The following is a 16,898-nucleotide window of genomic DNA, read 5'->3' as shown; positions in this document are numbered from 1 at the left end:
CCTCACAAGCCGAGCGCAGCGGCCAGCGCGCCGTGTGGCAGGCTGACCTGGAACATGCGCTCGAACACGACATAGAGCGCAAGCGCCGTGGTCGCTGCCATGGCGAGCGCGCGCGGCACGGATTGATGTCTGGGGATCGCCAGCACCGCGAAGACATAACCCGCCGAGGCGAGATACATGCCGAGCAGCGGGATGGCGGCCACGAAGATCGCGGCCGGCACGAACAGGCCGGCGAGCCGGCGCAGCTCGATTCCCGTGATCGCGATCGGCACGTTTGCGAGCGAGGCAACCGGCAGCACGCCCCGCACCAGATTGTAGAGGCTCCCAGTAACGATGATGATGCCGGTCAGGAACGGGAACGTGCCGGCGTCCACGCCCGCGCTCGACCAGCCGACGCCGTTGTCGAGGCTGGAGACGACGACGGCGCCACCGAAGCTGCCGGTGAGAGCGGCGGTCGCAAGCTCAAGCGCGCGGCGCGAGATCATCGAGTGCTCCAGTCGAATGGCGTGTTTTACCCACCACTACAGGTCGTCCCGGCGAACGCCGGCACCCAAAATCCCAGGGAGGAATTTGACGACGCCCCGAAGCCACATCGGTACGACGATCAACCGTCATCGAGAGATCACGCGGTACGGGTGCCGGCGTTCGCCGGGACGACAGTGGAGATTGTGGCACGATGGTCGCCTCACTTCACCAGCCAGCCCTGCTCGCCGGCGACCTGCTTGACGTGCTCGAGGTCCTCCTTGATGAACTTGTCGAACTCGGCGCCAGTCAGGAACGTATCGACCTGCGAGGTCTTCTCGATGTAGTCCTTCCATTCAGGCGTCGCCTGCACCCTCTTCATGAGGTCGACATAGTAGGCGGCCTGGTCCGGCGTGATCTTGCCGGGGAGCCATACGGTGCGCGGCTGCTCATATTGCTTGATGTCGAGGCCCTGCTCGACGCAGGTCGGAACGTCGCTCCAGCCTTCCGTCGCGGTGACCTTTGGCCCTTGCGGCAGGCGCTTCGGGCTGAACACGCACAGCGGTCGCTGCGTCCCGCCGCGCCATTGCCCAACGCTTTCGCTGGGATTGTTGACGTGGGAATCGAGGTGTCCGCCGGCGAGCTGCACGGCGGTCTCGGCGCCGCTCTTGAAGGGGATGTAAGTCAGCTTGACCTTGCCGACCTTCTCGATCATGCGGGTCAGCACCTCGTCGGTGTCCTTGGACTGCGCGCCGCCCATCTTGAACTCGCCGGACGCGGCCGCCTTCAGATAGTCGCCCGCAGTCTTGTAGGGCGCGTCCTGCTTGACCCAGAGCAGGAACTCGTCCTGCGCTATCGCCGCGATCGGGGTGAGATCGGTGTAGTTGAAGGCGACCTTGGACACGAGCGGCTGCTGCCAGGCGTTCGAGGTGCCGAAGATCACCTTGTGGGGATCGCCGGCGGAGGCCTTGCCGTAGACATAGCCTTCGGCGCCGCTGCCGCCGCCCTTGTTGACGACGACGATCGGCTGCTCCGTCAGCCTGTACTTGGTGATGATGTTCTGCACCGCGCGGGCGAGATTGTCGGTGCCGCCGCCCGGCCCGGCGGTCGCCACGAACTCGATCGGTTTTTGCGGCTGCCAGGCGGCGAGCGCCGGCATCGTGCCGGCGAGCACGGCCGCGGCTGCGGAGAGCAGAAATGTTGACGTCCGACCCATGATTTCCTCCAGCTGATCTTTGTCTTTGTTCTTGTCGTATCGACGTTCGGTCAGGCGACGCGTTCCTCGCGCCTTTCCAAGGCCGAAACGATTGCGCCTTCTTTTTCGAGCGCTTCGATCTGCGTCTGGTCGAACCCGTGCTCGGCCAGCACCTCGCGCGTATGCTCACCATAGACCGGCGCGCCTGAGCGCACTTTGCCCGGGGTCTCCGAAAACTTGACGGGAAGACCGATCGTCTTGACGGGGCCGAGGGTGGAATGCTCGACCTCGACCACCATCTCGCGCGCCAGCGTCTGCGGATCGCTCAAGGCCTCCAGCATGTCGTGCACGGGCCCGCAAGGCACGCCCTTCTCGTCGAGAGCCGCGAGCCAATGCGCCCGCGGCTTGGTGCGGAAGCGCTCGCTCAGGACCGCCTCGAGCTCCTTCAGATTGGCCATGCGGTCGGCACCGTTGACGAAGCGCGGATCGGCGGCGAGCTCGCTCGCGCCGAGTGCTTCCAGCATGAGCAGCCAGTGCTTCTTGTTGGCGCCGCCGACCACGAGCCAGCCGTCCGAGGCCTCGAAGGCCTGATATGGCGCGTTGAGCGGATGGGCCGAGCCCATCGCGCGCGGCGCGGTGCCGGCGGCGAGTGCGATCGTCGATTGCCAATAGGTCTGCACCAGCGCTGCCTCGTACAGCGAGGTCTCGACCCACTGCCCTTCGCCGGTCTTCAGGCGATGCGTGTAGGCGGCCAAGATGCCCATGCTCGCGAGCAGGCCGGCGGTGATGTCGGAGAGCGGCGGCCCGCATTTGACGGGCGGTCCATCCGGCCGCTCGCCGGTGAAGCTCATGATGCCGCTCATGGCCTGCGCGACGAGGTCAAAGCCGCGGCGATGCTTGTAGGGACCGGTGCGACCAAAACCCGACAGAGAGCAATAGATCAGCGAGGGATGCTGCTTGTGCAGCTCCTCATAGCCGAAGCCGAGGCGCTCCATCGCGCCTGGCGCGAAATTCTCCACCAGCACGTCGGCGGTGGCGATCAGCCGCCGCAGCACCTGCTTGCCGCCGCCGGTCTTGAGGTCCAGCACGATGCCGCGCTTGTTGCGGTTCATCATCAGGAAGGAGGCTGCTTCGTCGCCGATCTTGGGCGGCACCGAATGGCGGGTGTCGTCGCCGTTCGGCGACTTCTCGATCTTGATGACGTCGGCCCCCATGTCGGCGAGCATCAGGGTGCAGGTCGGCCCCGCCATGACGTGGGTGAGATCGATGACCTTGAGGCCAGCGAGCGGGCCGGAACGGCGAGAGGCGGATTGCGAGCTTTGCATCGGGGGCGTCCTATTGCCCGCGCCACTGCGGCGCGCGCTTGTTGAGGAAAGCATCGAGCCCTTCGCGAAAGTCCTGGCTCGTGTAGCACATCAGGATGAGGTCCTCGCCCTCGTCCCCAGTCAGCGGCCTTTGCAGCCGGGCGACCGCCTGCTTGGTTGCGGTCAGCGTCAGCGGCGCATGGCTTGCGAGCAGCCGGGCCACCTCGTCGGCGCGCTTGTCGAGCGCTGCGATGTCGTCGACGACCTCGCCAAGCAAGCCGACGCGGGTGGCTTCGGCGGCATCGACGAGGCGCGCGGTGAAGATCAGATCCTTGACACGCGCGGCTCCGATCAATGCGGTAAGACGGCTGACATTGGACATGGACAGGCAATTGCCGAGCGTCCGGGCGATCGGAAATCCGATTCTGGTGCTCATCGTGCCGATGCGAAGGTCGCAGGCCGCGGCAATACCCGCCCCGCCGCCGGTGCAGAAGCCGTTGATCGCAGCGATGGTCGGCACGCGGCATTGCTCGAGCGTGGTGAGCACCCGGTCGATCCGGTTCTCGTAGTCAATCGCGTCCTGCGGCGTCCTGAATTCGCGGAACTGGTTGATGTCCGTGCCCGAGGCAAAAGCCTTGTCGCCGGCCCCGCGCAACACCAGCACCTTGATCGCATGATCGCGGTTGGCCTCCTCGCAGATCGCCGCAAGTCGCTCGTACATGGCGAAGGTGAAGGCATTGCGCGCCTGCGGGCGGTTGAAGGTGATCCGCCCGATGCCGTCTTTGCATTCGAAAACGAGGTCATCCGCCTCGACCGCCTGGTCCATTTCCTCACGTCCTCTTGTCTTTTACCGTTTTGAATGCAAAATCTGTGATTATCAAGCCGGAATTTACCGTTCTCGACGCATATTTGCATTTTTGCATTCAAACTGGAGTAGTTCCCATGCTGCATGAGGAGGTCGTCGGCCGCATCCGCGCCATCCTGCTCGACGGGGAGATCCCGCCGGGCGCGCGGATACCCGAGCGAGAGCTGTGCGAGCGGCTCCAGATCTCGCGCACGCCGCTGCGCGAGGCGCTCAAGGTGCTCGCCGCTGAGGGGCTGGTGCAGCTGCTGCCGCATCGCGGCTCGCGCGCGGCAAAGCTGACTGACAAGGACATGCGCGACCTGTTCGAGGTCTGTCAGGGCCTGGAGGCGCTCGCCGGCGAGCTCGCCTGCGAGCGCATCAGCGAAGCCGGGATCGAGGAGATCGCGGCCGCGCATGAGGAGATGGCACGGCATTATCGCGAGGGTGATTTGATCCAGTACTATCGCGGCAACCGGGCCATTCACGAGGCCATCGTCAACGCGGCGGGAAATCCCGCGCTTACGGCGGTCTATGCCTCCGTGACCGCGCGCATCCGCCGTGCGCGCTATGTCACGCCGATGACGCCGCAGCGCTGGGCGCTCGCGGTGAAGGAGCACGAAGCGATCCTGAACGCGCTGCAGCGGCGGGACGGCGCCGGCCTCTCCCACATCCTGCGCGCGCATCTGCGCCACAAGCGCGAGGAGGTGTTGCAGGCCGGCTTTGCCGAAACCGAAGGTAGCGAGCTCACGCTGAAGATCGCGTGAGACGCCCTCTCCGTCTCACGCGAGATAGCCGGAGACGCCATCCCACAACAGCTTGAGCGCAGTGACCACGAGCAATCCGTAGCAGGCGCGGTAGATCTGTTGCTGATCGAGCTTTCCGTGCAGACGCCAGCCGAGCCAGACGCCGGCGGGAATGGCGAACAGGCAGATCGCCATCACGGTCCAGACGTTGCCGCTGGGACGAACCAGCAGCAGCCACGGCACCGCCTTGGTGGCGTTGCCGATGGTGAAGAACAGGCTCGTCGTCCCCGCATAGACTTCCTTGCCGAGGCCGAGCGGCAGCAGATACATCGCGAGCGGCGGTCCGCCCGAATGCGCGACCATGGTCGTGACGCCAGAGGCAAGACCCGCGGCGACCGCCTTGGGCTTCGAGCGCGGACGGATGATCAGCTTCGGATCGCTGAAGAACCACAGCCCGACGAAGATCAGGGTGACGAGCGCCATCACGATCGCGACGGCGCGATGGTCGAGCACGCGGAACAGGCCATAGCCGAGCCCAATTCCGACAAGCAGCCCCGGCAGCAGCAGCGCGAGATCCGGCTTCGACCAGGTCGAGGGCTTCCAGTAGCGCAGCGCGAACAGGTCCATCGCAATGAACAAGGGGGCGAGCAGGCCGCCGGCGGTTACCGGATCCATCACGAAGGACAGCAGCGGAATGCCGACGATGGAGAAGCCGCCGCCGAACGCGCCTTTCATGAAGCAGATCAGGAAGACGCCGGCGAAGGCGATGAGGACGGTGGTGACCGTCAATTCCATATCGGCATCTCCGACACGATTTGGGCTGCCCACCGCTCGCTTTCTCTACGAAGCCCGTCGGCGTGAGCTCTCCTCGCGCCGGAAAAACAGGCCGGGCAGCGCCGAGGGCACGCCAAACATCAAGCCCAGAAATCCGAGAAAGAGGTCGAGATAACTGACGGTCATTTTCGTGAGCTCCGAAGTCCCGGGCGAACCCGGTGCAATGTTCAGATTGATCTGACTATGAGCCGATACACATCTCGGTACAATAAGAACATTGCTCTCGGTACAATTCGGTCGCGGCTTTTCGATTAAGCGGCGACTCTTCCGAAGCGAAAGGAAATGACGATCCGGCTTTCGATCTCCTGGACGGAGTTTTCGAACGCTTGTTCGAGAACGCTTCTGCCGATGGTCCCGAGGTGGTTCGATGAAGACGGATCGTGGACATCGCCGGCTCCAGGAATTCAGTCCGAGATCGCGTTCGGATTGGAGATGATCAGACGATCGGCCCGTCCGGCTGATGATCGGTCTGGAGCATTTTTCGGCAAGTCTGGCCCGTTCCAGGCAAGAGCTCCCGCCGCATCAGGCGTAAGGTACCCTCGCATCATTTCTTGAGAGCGTCAGGCCAGCTGACCTGATGATTCTCTCGCGCGCACGAATGCCAGGGAGACATGCCATGAAGATCGTCGTGATCGGTGGGACCGGATTGATCGGATCCAAGCTCGTGGCGAAGCTCAAACAGAAGGGCCATGAGGCCGTCGCAGCCTCGCCGAAATCGGGCGTGAACGCGGTGACCGGGGAAGGGCTCGCCGCGGCGCTGGCGGGCGCCGACGTCGTCGTCGACGTCGCCAATGCACCGTCCTGGGAGCCGGCCGCGGTGCTCGATTTCTTCCAGCGGTCGAGCAATAACCTCGCGGCGACAGAAGCGGGAGCGGGCGTCAAACATCACGTCGCGCTGTCGATCGTCGGCACCGATCGCTCGCCGGACATCGCGTATTTCCGTGCCAAGCTCGCGCAGGAGACCATCGTCAAGGCGTCATCGGTTCCCTACTCGATCGTGCGCGCCACGCAGTTCTTCGAATTCCTCGGCGCGATCGCGGAGTCGGGTGCGGCCGAGGGGCGGATCGTCGTCCCGTCAGCGGCGTTTCAGCCGATCGCATCGGACGACGTGGCCACTGTCCTCGCCGAGGTCGCGACGGGCCGGCCGCTGAACGGCACGATCGATATCGCGGGGCCCGAGAAGGCGCCATTCAACGAATTCGTAGCGCGCCGCTTGAAAGCGGCCGGGGACAGCCGTCCCGTGGTGGGTGACGCGAAGGCGGGATATTACGGCTCGCCTATCGTGGACACTTCGCTGGTCCCACTCGGCGAGGCGCGTCTCGGGAAGACGCCGCTCGCCACATGGCTGGCAACGGCCTGAGGATCCGTGATCGCACGCAACCACGGCAATGAGGGACATTCCATGCGCAGACTCATGATCGCAGCGGTGGCTTTCGCCGCGTTGGTGCTGACGGCACACGCGGCGGAGGCGCAGTCTGCAGCGAAGTCGGCCAAGGTGACGGTGGTGTTCGACCACGCACTGCCGAATGCGCCGGGCAAGAGCATGAAGGGCGTGCTGGTCGAATATGGCCCCGGAGGCGCCTCGCCAGCGCATACGCATGCGCGCTCCGCGTTCATCTATGCCACGGTGCTGGAAGGCGCGATCCGAAGCCAGGTCAATGACGAGCCCGCCAAGGTCTATCAGAAGGGCGAGAACTTCTTCGAGAAGCCCGGTGACCGCCATGCCGTCAGCAGCAATGCCAGCGACACCGAGCCTGCGAAGCTGCTGGCCGTCTTCGTGGTCGACACCGCCGAGACCGAGCTGACAACGCCGATCACGAAGTAAAGCGCGCGGCTATTCCGCGGGCGCCGGCGAAACGGCGAGCTCGCGCTGAACTAGGTCAGCACCCCAGCCTGTCGGCGACTCCGCCAAAATCCTTGGCGACGATGTCCCAATTGCCGGTGGCCTCGAAATCGATCTTCTGAAGCGGGCCATACTCGGTCGGCCGGGCCACGAACGCCGTTTTGAGCCCGTTCTTCTGCGCGGCGGCGAGGTCGCCGTTGTGAGCTGCAACCATCATCACCTCTTGCGGCTTGAGGCAGAGCAGCTTTGCGGCGCCGAGATAGGTCTCGGGGTCGGGCTTGTAATGCTCGAACAGCTCGGCCGACATGATGAGGTCCCACGGCAGGCCGGCATACTTCGCCATGTTCGTGAGCAGCGCGACGTTGCCGTTCGACAGCGGCGAGATCACGAACTTGGTCTTCAGACGCGTCAGGCCGGCGACGCTGTCCGGCCAGGGATTGAGGCGATGCCAGCCCTTGGTGAGGTAATCGAGATCGGCGTCGGTGAGGCCCTTTATCCCGAACTTCTCGACCAGCTTCTCCAGCGAGCGGCGATGCAGGTCATCGAGCATGACATAACCGCGCTCGGGATGCTTGCGCACATCGTCCATCGAGGCGACGTACATGCCACGCCAGCCGTCGACCAGCGCGGTCCAATCGGCGCTGATGCCGCGGCCTTTCGCCCACCACATGAAGTCGGTGATGAGGCTGGTGCGCCAGTCCACGACCGTGCCGAACACGTCGAAGACCAGGGCTTTGACGGCGGTGAGATCGGACATGCGCGCTCCCTTTTTTATCGTTGTCATTCCGGGACGCGACGAAGTCGCGAGCCCGGAATCCGGAAGTTGTGGCGCGAGATTCCGGTTCTCGCTTCGCGAGCCCCGGAATGACAGACCGCGTCAATCCAGATGGAACTTCGCGAGCTCGCGGTGCTCGGCCTTGATGTAGCGCACGGTGCCGGTGACGGAGCGCATCACCACCGTCTCGGTCTCGATCACGCCGTCCTTGCGGAATTTCACGCCTGACAGCAGCGAGCCCGTGGTGACGCCGGTGGCGGCGAACAGGCAGTCGCCGCGCGCCATATCCTCGATACCGTAGATCATCTTGGGATCGTTGACGCCCATCTTGGCGGCGCGCTCGCGCTTCTCGTCGGAATCGAGGATCAGGCGGCACTGCATCTGGCCGCCGATGCAGCGCAGCGCCACGGCCGCGAGCACGCCTTCCGGCGCACCGCCGGTGCCGAGATACATGTCGACGCCGGTGTTATCAGGATCGGCGCAGTGGATCACGCCGGCGACGTCGCCGTCGGTGATCAGGCGCACCGCAGCGCCGGTCGAGCGCACGCTCGCGATGATGTCGGCATGGCGCGGACGATCGAGCACGAGAACGGTGATGCCTTCCGGCTTGACGCCCTTGGCCTTGGCGAGACGGAGCACGTTGTCGGCGGGCGAGGCATCGAGATCGACGACGCCCTTGTCGTAGCCGGGACCGATCGCGAGCTTCTGCATGTAGACGTCGGGGGCGTGCAGCAACGTGCCGCCATCGGCCATCGCCATGGTGGCGATCGAGCCCGGCATGTTCTTGGCGCACAGCGTGGTGCCTTCGAGCGGGTCGACCGCGATGTCGACCTCGGGCCCGGCCTTGAGGCCGACCTGCTCGCCGATGTAGAGCATCGGCGCCTCGTCGCGCTCGCCCTCGCCGATCACAATGGTGCCCTGGATCGGCAGCTTGTTGAGCTCGCGCCGCATCGCGTCGACGGCGGCCTGGTCGGCCGCCTTCTCGTTACCGTGCCCGCGCAGCCGCGCCGAAGACACCGCTGCCCGCTCCGTCACCCGCACGATCTCCAGCGTGAGGATGCGCTCAAGCAACGCATGCGGCGGGACTGAAATATGGGTCGACATCGGCTCACTCCTTCGAAACAGTTTTGGACAGAGATCTCTGTCCGCATCAACTCGCAATGCCCGCAGTTCGTTCGAACCGCCTCAGTTCTTCTCGATCCGTATGACCTGCGGCCGTCCGCTGATCACCTTGTCCTTCTGCACGGCGGCGAGCGCGCGACGCACGGCGTCCTCATGCGTGGCATAGGTGATCAGGATGACGGGCACGGGGACCGCCTTGCCGTCGCTCGATGCGGCGCCGCCATTGGGATGACGCTGCACGATCGACTCGATCGAAATCTTCTGCTCTGCGAGTCGGGTCGCGATCGCAGCCGCTGTGCCAGGGAAATCGCGCGCCAGGAGGCGGATGTAATAGCCGCCTTCGTGCCGCTCCATCGGCGCCTTCTTGGTGTCGTGGAGCTGCGCGATCGGACGGCCGAACGGGTTGGCGCGGATGCCACGCGCAACGTCGGCGATGTCGGCGACCACGGCGGATGCGGTGGCAGCACCGCCCGCACCGGGGCCGACCAGCGTGATCGGCGGAATGCCCTCGCCATCGATCGTGACCGCATTGGTGACACCCATGACCTGCGCGATCGAGGACGATTTGGGAACCATGGTCGGATGCACGCGCTGCTCGATACCCTTGGCGGTGCGAACGGCAACGCCGAGCAGCTTGACGCGGTAGCCGAGATCGGCGGCGGCGCGTAAGTCTTCCGGAGCGATGGAGGAGATGCCTTCGACATACACCGCGCTTTGAGCAACTTTCGTGCCGAAAGCGAGGCTGGCGAGGATCGCGAGCTTCTGCGCGGTGTCGTGGCCATCGACATCGAAGGACGGATCGGCCTCGGCATAGCCGAGCCGCTGCGCGTCTTTGAGGCATTCGGCGAAAGACAGGCCTTCCTGCTCCATCCGGGTCAGGATGTAATTGCAGGTGCCGTTGAGGATGCCGTAGACGCGGTTGATGCCGGTTCCGGCAAGACCTTCGCGCAACGTCTTGATGACAGGGATCGCAGCGCCGACCGCTGCCTCGAAATTCAGCGCACCGCCGCGCGCTTCAGCGGCTTTCGCCAGCTTGATGCCGTGCTTGGCGAGCAGCGCCTTGTTGGCGGTGACGACCGACTTGCCGGCATTGAGCGCAGCCTCGACCGCGGAGAGCGCGGGATCGCCGGCGCCGCCCATCAGCTCGACGAAGCAATCGACCTCGGGATGCGTCGCAAGCGCCATCGGATCCCTGGCCCATTCGACATCACGCAGCTCGATGCCGCGCTTCTTCGCCTTCGAGCGCGCGGTGACGGCGACGACGCGAATGCCGCGGCCGCTGCGGCCCGCGAGCAGGCGTGCCTGTGTCTCAATCAAACGGACAACTTCGGCGCCCACGGTGCCGAGCCCCGCTATGCCCACTTTCAGGGGTGCAACCATGATGTCTTAGAAAACCTGCCGAAGAGAAGCTTAGCGCCGATTGGCGAGTGGAACCACGTTGTGCAACGTTTCGATGCCGCTTTCAAGGAAGCGGCGCACGCCGCGCGCGGCCTGTCTGATCCGTTGCTCGTTTTCCACCATGGCGATGCGGACGTATCCTTCGCCATGCTCGCCGAAGCCGACGCCAGGCGAGACGGCGACGCCGCTTTTCTCCACCATCAGTGTCGCGAACTGCATGCTGCCGATACCGCGGAAGGCCTCCGGCAGCGGCACCCAGGCGAACATCGAGGCTTCCGGAGGCGGGATTTCCCACCCCGCCCGGCCGAACGATTCCACCAGCGCATCGCGGCGCTTGCGGTAGGTATCGCGCATCTCCTTGATGCAATCGTCGGGACCGTTCAGCGCCGCAGTCGCGGCGACCTGCACCGGCGTAAAGGCGCCGTAGTCGAGGTAGGATTTGACGCGGGCGAGCGCCGCGATCACACGGTCATTGCCGACCGCAAAGCCCATACGCCAGCCGGCCATCGAATAGGTCTTCGACATCGAAGTGAATTCGACGGCGACGTCGATCGCACCGGGCACCTGGAGCACCGACGGTGGCGGGTTGTTCTCGTCGAAATAGACCTCGGCATAAGCGAGGTCGGACAGGATCAGGATCTCGTGCTTCTTCGCGAACGCGACGAGGTCCTTGTAGAAGTCGAGGCTCGCGACATAGGCGGTCGGGTTCGAGGGATAGCAGACCACGAGCGCCAGCGGCTTCGGGATCGAATGCACGATCGCCCGCTCCACGGCTTCGAAGAATTGCGGCGTCGGCTCCGAGGGCACCGAGCGGATCACACCGCCCGCCATCAAAAAGCCGAAGGCGTGAATCGGATAGCTTGGGTTCGGACACAGGATGACGTCGCCCGGCGCGGTGATGGCCTGCGCCACATTGGCAAACCCCTCCTTGGAGCCGAGCGTTGCCACGATCTGGGTGTCGGGGTTGAGCTTCACGCCGAAACGGCGGGCGTAATAGGCGGCCTGGGCCCGGCGCAGGCCGGGGATGCCGCGCGAGGCCGAGTAACGGTCGGTGCGCGGCTTGCCGAGCGTCTCCTTGAGCTTCTCCAGCACATGCGGCGGCGCCGGCAGATCCGGGTTGCCCATGCCAAGGTCGATGATGTCGGCGCCGGCATTCCGCGCGGCCGCCTTGGCCCGGTTGACCTGCTCGAACACGTAAGGCGGAAGGCGGCGGATGCGGTAAAATTCTTCCATGGCTCTCTGGGCTCCGGGCAACCGGTCAGGAGAGAATCGACAGACCATGACGGCCGCCTTCGTAAGGCGCCGCGCCGTCTCGCACAAACCGCTCAAAATCAAATACTTAGAGCAAATTTCGGCGACAGCGGCTGAAGTCGTTCGCCCTGACTCTCGGCTGAACTGAGGTCTTTTAGCACGGCAGGACGGGGGCGCCAGCGATTACCTTGCGCTGCGCTATTTCGCATCCTTGGCGGCAATCGCCTGCCGTTCGCGAGCGGCGGCGAGCTCGGCCTCGATCTTGGCGCGCTGCTCCGGCGGGATGACCGCCTGGTCGCGATCCGGCGGCAGGTCGTGCACCGGCAGATAGCTGCCGGGCTCCTTGGCATGCGCCTGCGCGTCCGCAGGCGTCAAATCGGCAAGCTGGCTGGAGCAGCCGCAAAGCACAATCGCCACGCTCAGTGCGCCACAGATCAGCAGCGACTTTTGCAGGTCCCTAAACGCCAACACTTGGGAAATCCCCTACTCGTCCCAAAGCACGGCCCCGGGCAAACCTACCCGACACCGCGCCCAAGCTCAAACCATTGCTGCCCGAAATGGTGCGAGCGAGAAAACAGCCAGGAACTACCAAGACGAGCGGTGCGGCTCGATTGTGACGGAACCAAGAAAATTTGTCGCATCGCAACACATCTTCGAGATTGTTTGACGCGAAAGATGCGAGCTTCGCGGTGACGAATACGGAATGAATCGTTACTGTTCTGGTCATGAGCACCGTCACGACCGACACGCCCAAACCCGAGACCAAGTTCGATGCGGAAGCCTTCGCGATGAATGTCGCGCGGGCGATGGAGAGCGGCGGCAAGGCGCTCGCGGCCTACCTCAAGCCGCGCGAGAGCGGCGAGGTGCAGGACCGTCCGCCAGCCGAGCTGACGGAAGTGGTCAAGACCTTCACCTCAGTCGCGGAATACTGGCTGTCGGATTCGTCCCGCTCCTCCGACCTCCAGACCAAGCTCGCCAAGGACTATCTCGACCTCTGGGGCTCGGCGGCGCGCCGCATGGCCGGCCAGGACGCCCCGCCCGCGATCGCGCCCTCGCCGCGCGACAAGCGCTTTGCCGATCCGGAATGGAAGTCGAACCAGTTCTTCGACTTCATGATGCAGCTCTATCTGCTCACCAGCAAATGGGCGCAGGAGCTGGTGCGCGACGCCGAACTCGACCCGGCGACCCGCCGCAAGGCGGAGTTCTACGTCCAGCAGGTCACCAACGCGATCTCGCCGTCGAACTTCGTGCTGACGAATCCGGAGGTGCTGCGCGAGACGGTGGCGAGCAGCGGCGAAAATCTCGCGCGCGGCCTGAAGATGCTGGCCGAGGACATCGCCGCCGGCAAGGGCATGTTGAAGATCCGCCAGTCCAATCCGGACAACCTCGTCGTCGGTGTCAACATGGCGACGACGCCGGGCAAGGTGATCTACCAGAACGAGATGATGCAGCTGATCCAGTATTCGCCGACCACGGAGAAGGTGCTGCGCACCCCACTCCTGATCGTGCCGCCCTGGATCAACAAGTTCTACATCCTCGATCTCAAGCCGGAGAAATCCTACATCAAGTGGTGCGTCGACCAGGGCATCACCGTGTTCGTGATCTCATGGGTCAATCCCGACAAGCGGCTCGGCAACAAGGGCTGGGAAGACTACATGAAGGAAGGCCCGCTCACGGCGATGGACGTGATCGAGAAGGTCACCGGCGAGATGAAGGTGCACACCGCCGGCTATTGCGTCGGCGGCACCATGCTCGCGACCACGCTGGCCTGGCTCGCCGAGAAGCGCCGCCAGCGCGTCGCGTCGGCAACGTTCTTCGCCGCCCAGGTCGACTTCACCCATGCCGGCGATCTCCTCGTCTTCGTCGACGAGGAGCAGATCGCAGCGCTCGAGCAGGACATGAAGGCGGCCGGCGTGCTCGAAGGCTCGAAGATGGCGATGGCCTTCAACATGCTGCGCTCCAACGACCTGATCTGGTCCTATGTCGTCAGCAACTATCTGAAGGGCCAGCAGCCGAGCGCGTTCGACCTGTTGCACTGGAATTCCGACGCAACGCGGATGACGCAGGCGAACCATTCCTACTACTTGCGCAATTGCTATCTGGAGAACCGGCTGTCGACCGGCACCATGGTGCTCGACAACACCTTGCTCGATCTCTCCAAGGTCAAGGTGCCGGTCTACAACCTCGCCACCCGCGAGGACCACATCGCACCGGCGGAATCGGTGCTGTACGGCTCGCAGTTCTTCGGCGGTCCGGTGAAGTTTGTGCTGTCAGGCTCCGGGCATATCGCCGGCGTGGTCAACCCGCCCGCCTCGAACAAGTACCAGTACTGGACCAACGACAACATCAAGGACGTCACGGTCGCGGACTGGATGAAGGGCGCGGTCGAGCACAAGGGCTCGTGGTGGCCGGACTGGCGCGAATGGCTGGGCAGCCTCGATCCGGAGGAAGTGCCGGCGCGCAGCGTGGGCAGCGATGCCCTGCCCCCGATCGAGGACGCGCCCGGCAGCTATGTCAGGGTTCGCGCATAGCGCAATGGCGCGCACTTTCGTATAAACTCACGACATCGCTTTGGAGGGGACCGGGTTATGACGCGCGAATTGTTCTGGCTGACCTGTACGGTGATCCTGACCGGGATCCTCTGGATTCCTTACACCATCAACCGCTGCCAGGTTCGGGGGCTTAGCGGCGCCTTGGCCAACCCCTCGCGCGGCGACAAGCCGCAAGCCGAATGGGCGAACCGCCTGATGTTCGCCCATGACAACGCGGTCGAGAACCTCGTGCTGTTCGCACCGCTGGTGTTGATCCTGAACGCGATCGACTATTCCTCGAAATGGACTGTGCTCGCCTGCGCGGTCTATTTCTGGTCGCGCGTCGCGCATCTGATTGTCTATACGCTGGGCATCCCGGTGTTCCGCACCCTTGCCTTTACCGTCGGCTTCCTGGCGCAGGCCGTGCTGGCGCTGGCGATCTTCAGGGTGTTCTGATCGCGCGGCAACGCGTCGCAATGCATCACGACGCCAACCGGGATCGAACACGAGCCCCTGTTCATGGGCCGCCGCGACGTCCACCACCAACGGTGCGCTCGCCCCTGTCGGCACGCTCTCGCGCACCGAGCGCATCGGCCAGAACGTCGACCTGATCACCGCCCGCATTAACGACCGGTTCGGCGGCCCGCTCATCGCGAAGTACTGAGCGCACCAACCCCGCAGTCGTCATGCCCGGGCTGTCCCGCCTGTGCGGCCGAAGCCGCTTCGGCGCGGCGAAGGCCCGGGCATCCACGTTCTTCGTGCCGCGTAGCCAACGTGTGGATGGCCGGGTCAAACGACCAAGCCGGCCATGCGCGCAAGTGCGCCGCTACTCCTCCGGCAATCCCAGCATCAGCCGCATGTTCTGCACGGCGGCACCCGAGGCACCCTTGCCGAGATTGTCGAGCCGGGCGACCAGCACCGCTTGGTGATATTTGTCGCTGGCGAAGACGTAGAGCTCGAGCATGTTGGTCTCGTTGAGGGCCTCCGGCTCGAGCCGGCCGCCCTTGGTCGCCTCGTTCTGCAGCGGCATCACCTTGACGTATTTCGAACCGGCATAGCGCTTGGCCATCGCGGCCTGGAGGTCGGCACCACCAGGCTTGCCCGGCAGCGTATCGAGCTGGAGTGGGATCGAGACCAGCATGCCCTGCCGGTAATTGCCGACCGAGGGAATGAAGATCGGCCGCCGCGTCAGGTTCGAATAGAGCTGCAGCTCCGGCAGATGCTTGTGCTCGAAGCCGAGGCCGTAAAGCTCGAATGACGGCGCGCTGCCATCCTCGAAGCTCGCGATCATCGACTTGCCGCCGCCGGAATAACCGCTCACCGCGTTGACGGTGACGGGATAATCGCGCGGCAAAAGGCCGGCATCGACGATCGGCCGCAGCAGCGCGATGCCGCCGGTCGGATAGCAGCCGGGATTGGATACCTTGCTCGCGGCCTTGATCTTGCCGGCCTGGTCCGGCGTCAATTCGGGAAAGCCATAGGTCCAATCGGGCGCAACCCGGTACGCGGTCGAAGCGTCCAGCACCTTGGGCGCGGAATTGCCCATACTGTCGACCAGCGCGACCGTTTCCTTCGCGGCATCGTCCGGCAGGCAGAGGATGACGAGGTCCACCTCTTCCATCAGTGCCTTCTTGGCCGCGGGATCCTTGCGCTTGTCGTCGGCAATGGTCCTCACCACGACGTCGCTCTGGAGCTTCAGCCGCTCGTTGATGCCGAGGCCGGTGGTGCCGGAGCCGCCGTCGACGAAGACGGTGGCCGGCTTCTTCGGTGCGCCGGTGGTCGGGACTTTGGTGGTTTCCGTGAGGCTCATGGCGCGCTCCTTTCGAGCATATTGGTTTCGTTCACGAAGGCCTCCGGCCTCACGTCCTGCATCAATTGTGCGATCTCTCTGGCGTCGGCATCCGGCTGTACCCCGAGCGCATTGGCGATCGCAGTATAGTCGGCGTCCGACTTGTGCTGGTTGAGCTTGAAGCTGCCTTCAACCTCTTCAACCGTCATGACCAGACCCACGATCCCCTTCTTCAGCGCCTCAAGCCGGCCCGCCGTCATCTTGGCCGATGTCCAAGGCTTCTTCGGCAGCAGCCAGTTCTCGAACTTGGCGCTGAGCGTATCGATCTGCACCGCCAGCTCGTGGTCCGACATCAGCCGCACCGGTCCGCTCAGATGCACCGACTGGTAGAGCCAGGTCGGCACCTGGTCCGGCGAGACGTACCAGTCGGGCGACACATAGGCATCGGGGCCGTTGACCGCGAGCAGCCAGGACGCATCACCGCCCGCAAGCTTTAGCAGCGGATTGTGACGGGCGACATGAAAGGCGGCCTGCGGCGTGCCGTCGGCGGCATAGGTCAGATAGAACGGCAGCGGCGAGGCCACCGGCTTCTGTCCGTCAAATGCGCACATGGTGCCGAAGCCGCGCTCCTCGGCGAACTTCAGGCTGGCGGCGCGGTCCTGCCTAAAAAAGGGTGGCGTGTACATCATGGTCTCCTGCTGGGTCTCCTTGGGGGAGCCGCCGGATCAGATCGCGCTGACAGGAGAAAGGATGCCGCGGATCGGGTCCAGCGGCAAAGACGATGATCTCAAACGCGATCAACCGCCC

Annotated in this window: 17 protein-coding genes; 5 read left to right on the top strand and 12 right to left on the bottom strand. The window is 64.4% G+C overall.

All coding sequences use genetic code 11. The features are described from left to right. Positions 1 to 2: 2 nt before the first annotated feature. The 4 genes from AC5V87_RS20120 to AC5V87_RS20105 form a co-directional block, all read right to left on the bottom strand. Positions 3 to 485 carry a tripartite tricarboxylate transporter TctB family protein gene (locus tag AC5V87_RS20120; protein ID WP_495367562.1) on the bottom strand — a complete coding sequence of 161 codons (483 nt, stop codon included), beginning with the start codon at positions 483 to 485 and terminating at the stop codon, positions 3 to 5. Between the two features lie 200 nt (positions 486 to 685). After that, positions 686 to 1,678, bottom strand: a complete 993-nt coding sequence (locus AC5V87_RS20115) for a Bug family tripartite tricarboxylate transporter substrate binding protein (protein WP_495367561.1) — start codon at positions 1,676 to 1,678, stop codon at positions 686 to 688. Positions 1,679 to 1,728: 50 nt separating this feature from the next. Beyond that, positions 1,729 to 2,982 carry a CaiB/BaiF CoA transferase family protein gene (locus AC5V87_RS20110; RefSeq protein ID WP_495367560.1) on the bottom strand — a complete coding sequence of 418 codons (1,254 nt, stop codon included), beginning with the start codon at positions 2,980 to 2,982 and terminating at the stop codon, positions 1,729 to 1,731. 10 nt (positions 2,983 to 2,992) lie between these two features. Then, entirely contained in the window at positions 2,993 to 3,787 is a 795-nt protein-coding gene (locus AC5V87_RS20105; protein WP_495367559.1) for an enoyl-CoA hydratase/isomerase family protein, read from the bottom strand. A 116-nt stretch (positions 3,788 to 3,903) separates the two neighbouring features. Here AC5V87_RS20105 and AC5V87_RS20100 point away from each other — a divergent pair, with 116 nt between their 5' ends. Then, positions 3,904 to 4,569 carry a GntR family transcriptional regulator gene (locus tag AC5V87_RS20100; protein WP_456838612.1) on the top strand — a complete coding sequence of 222 codons (666 nt, stop codon included), beginning with the start codon at positions 3,904 to 3,906 and terminating at the stop codon, positions 4,567 to 4,569. A gap of 15 nt (positions 4,570 to 4,584) precedes the next feature. On the opposite strand, the gene AC5V87_RS20095 is transcribed toward AC5V87_RS20100, so the two are convergent. Then, complete coding sequence (locus AC5V87_RS20095; RefSeq protein ID WP_495367558.1) at positions 4,585 to 5,343, bottom strand: sulfite exporter TauE/SafE family protein; 759 nt, start codon at positions 5,341 to 5,343, stop codon at positions 4,585 to 4,587. Positions 5,344 to 5,998: 655 nt separating this feature from the next. Between AC5V87_RS20095 and AC5V87_RS20090 the strand changes: the two genes are divergently transcribed. Both AC5V87_RS20090 and AC5V87_RS20085 read left to right on the top strand, forming a co-directional pair. Then, positions 5,999 to 6,742: an SDR family oxidoreductase gene (locus tag AC5V87_RS20090; RefSeq protein ID WP_495367557.1), complete on the top strand. Its 744-nt coding sequence runs from the start codon at positions 5,999 to 6,001 to the stop codon at positions 6,740 to 6,742. A 42-nt stretch (positions 6,743 to 6,784) separates the two neighbouring features. Continuing rightward, the gene (locus AC5V87_RS20085) at positions 6,785 to 7,207 is read left to right on the top strand and encodes a cupin domain-containing protein (protein ID WP_495367556.1); all 423 of its coding nucleotides are present in this window, start codon (positions 6,785 to 6,787) and stop codon (positions 7,205 to 7,207) included. A gap of 55 nt (positions 7,208 to 7,262) precedes the next feature. Here the strand turns inward: AC5V87_RS20085 and AC5V87_RS20080 are convergent, their stop codons facing one another. The 5 genes from AC5V87_RS20080 to AC5V87_RS20060 all read right to left on the bottom strand — a co-directional run bounded on the left by AC5V87_RS20080 (position 7,263) and on the right by AC5V87_RS20060 (position 12,242). Then, on the bottom strand, positions 7,263 to 7,982 hold the full coding sequence (locus tag AC5V87_RS20080) for a haloacid dehalogenase type II (RefSeq protein ID WP_495367555.1): 720 nt from the start codon (positions 7,980 to 7,982) through the stop codon (positions 7,263 to 7,265). 120 nt (positions 7,983 to 8,102) lie between these two features. Beyond that, complete coding sequence (glpX, locus tag AC5V87_RS20075) at positions 8,103 to 9,104, bottom strand: class II fructose-bisphosphatase (protein ID WP_456838617.1); 1,002 nt, start codon at positions 9,102 to 9,104, stop codon at positions 8,103 to 8,105. Positions 9,105 to 9,185: 81 nt separating this feature from the next. Further along, positions 9,186 to 10,502: a homoserine dehydrogenase gene (locus AC5V87_RS20070; RefSeq protein ID WP_456838618.1), complete on the bottom strand. Its 1,317-nt coding sequence runs from the start codon at positions 10,500 to 10,502 to the stop codon at positions 9,186 to 9,188. A 30-nt stretch (positions 10,503 to 10,532) separates the two neighbouring features. Beyond that, the gene (locus AC5V87_RS20065) at positions 10,533 to 11,753 is read right to left on the bottom strand and encodes an LL-diaminopimelate aminotransferase (protein WP_495367554.1); all 1,221 of its coding nucleotides are present in this window, start codon (positions 11,751 to 11,753) and stop codon (positions 10,533 to 10,535) included. A 216-nt stretch (positions 11,754 to 11,969) separates the two neighbouring features. Further along, positions 11,970 to 12,242: a hypothetical protein gene (locus AC5V87_RS20060; RefSeq protein ID WP_456838619.1), complete on the bottom strand. Its 273-nt coding sequence runs from the start codon at positions 12,240 to 12,242 to the stop codon at positions 11,970 to 11,972. A gap of 254 nt (positions 12,243 to 12,496) precedes the next feature. On the opposite strand from AC5V87_RS20060, the gene AC5V87_RS20055 reads away from it, so the two are divergent. Together AC5V87_RS20055 and AC5V87_RS20050 are read left to right on the top strand one after the other, a co-directional pair. After that, positions 12,497 to 14,302: a PHA/PHB synthase family protein gene (locus AC5V87_RS20055; RefSeq protein ID WP_456838620.1), complete on the top strand. Its 1,806-nt coding sequence runs from the start codon at positions 12,497 to 12,499 to the stop codon at positions 14,300 to 14,302. Between the two features lie 57 nt (positions 14,303 to 14,359). Continuing rightward, positions 14,360 to 14,758: an MAPEG family protein gene (locus AC5V87_RS20050; protein WP_456838621.1), complete on the top strand. Its 399-nt coding sequence runs from the start codon at positions 14,360 to 14,362 to the stop codon at positions 14,756 to 14,758. Between the two features lie 370 nt (positions 14,759 to 15,128). Here AC5V87_RS20050 and argC read toward each other — a convergent pair whose 3' ends face one another. Continuing rightward, on the bottom strand, positions 15,129 to 16,112 hold the full coding sequence (gene argC / locus AC5V87_RS20045) for an N-acetyl-gamma-glutamyl-phosphate reductase (RefSeq protein ID WP_456838622.1): 984 nt from the start codon (positions 16,110 to 16,112) through the stop codon (positions 15,129 to 15,131). Beyond that, positions 16,109 to 16,777: an FMN-binding negative transcriptional regulator gene (locus AC5V87_RS20040; RefSeq protein ID WP_495367553.1), complete on the bottom strand. Its 669-nt coding sequence runs from the start codon at positions 16,775 to 16,777 to the stop codon at positions 16,109 to 16,111. Before AC5V87_RS20040 ends, argC begins: the two co-directional genes overlap by 4 nt. Positions 16,778 to 16,898 lie beyond the last annotated feature (121 nt).

Source organism: Bradyrhizobium sp. SOJA106 (genome assembly GCF_059448745.1).
The sequence above is the reverse complement of the archived record's forward strand: the minus strand, read 5'-3'. Positions and strand labels throughout refer to the sequence as shown.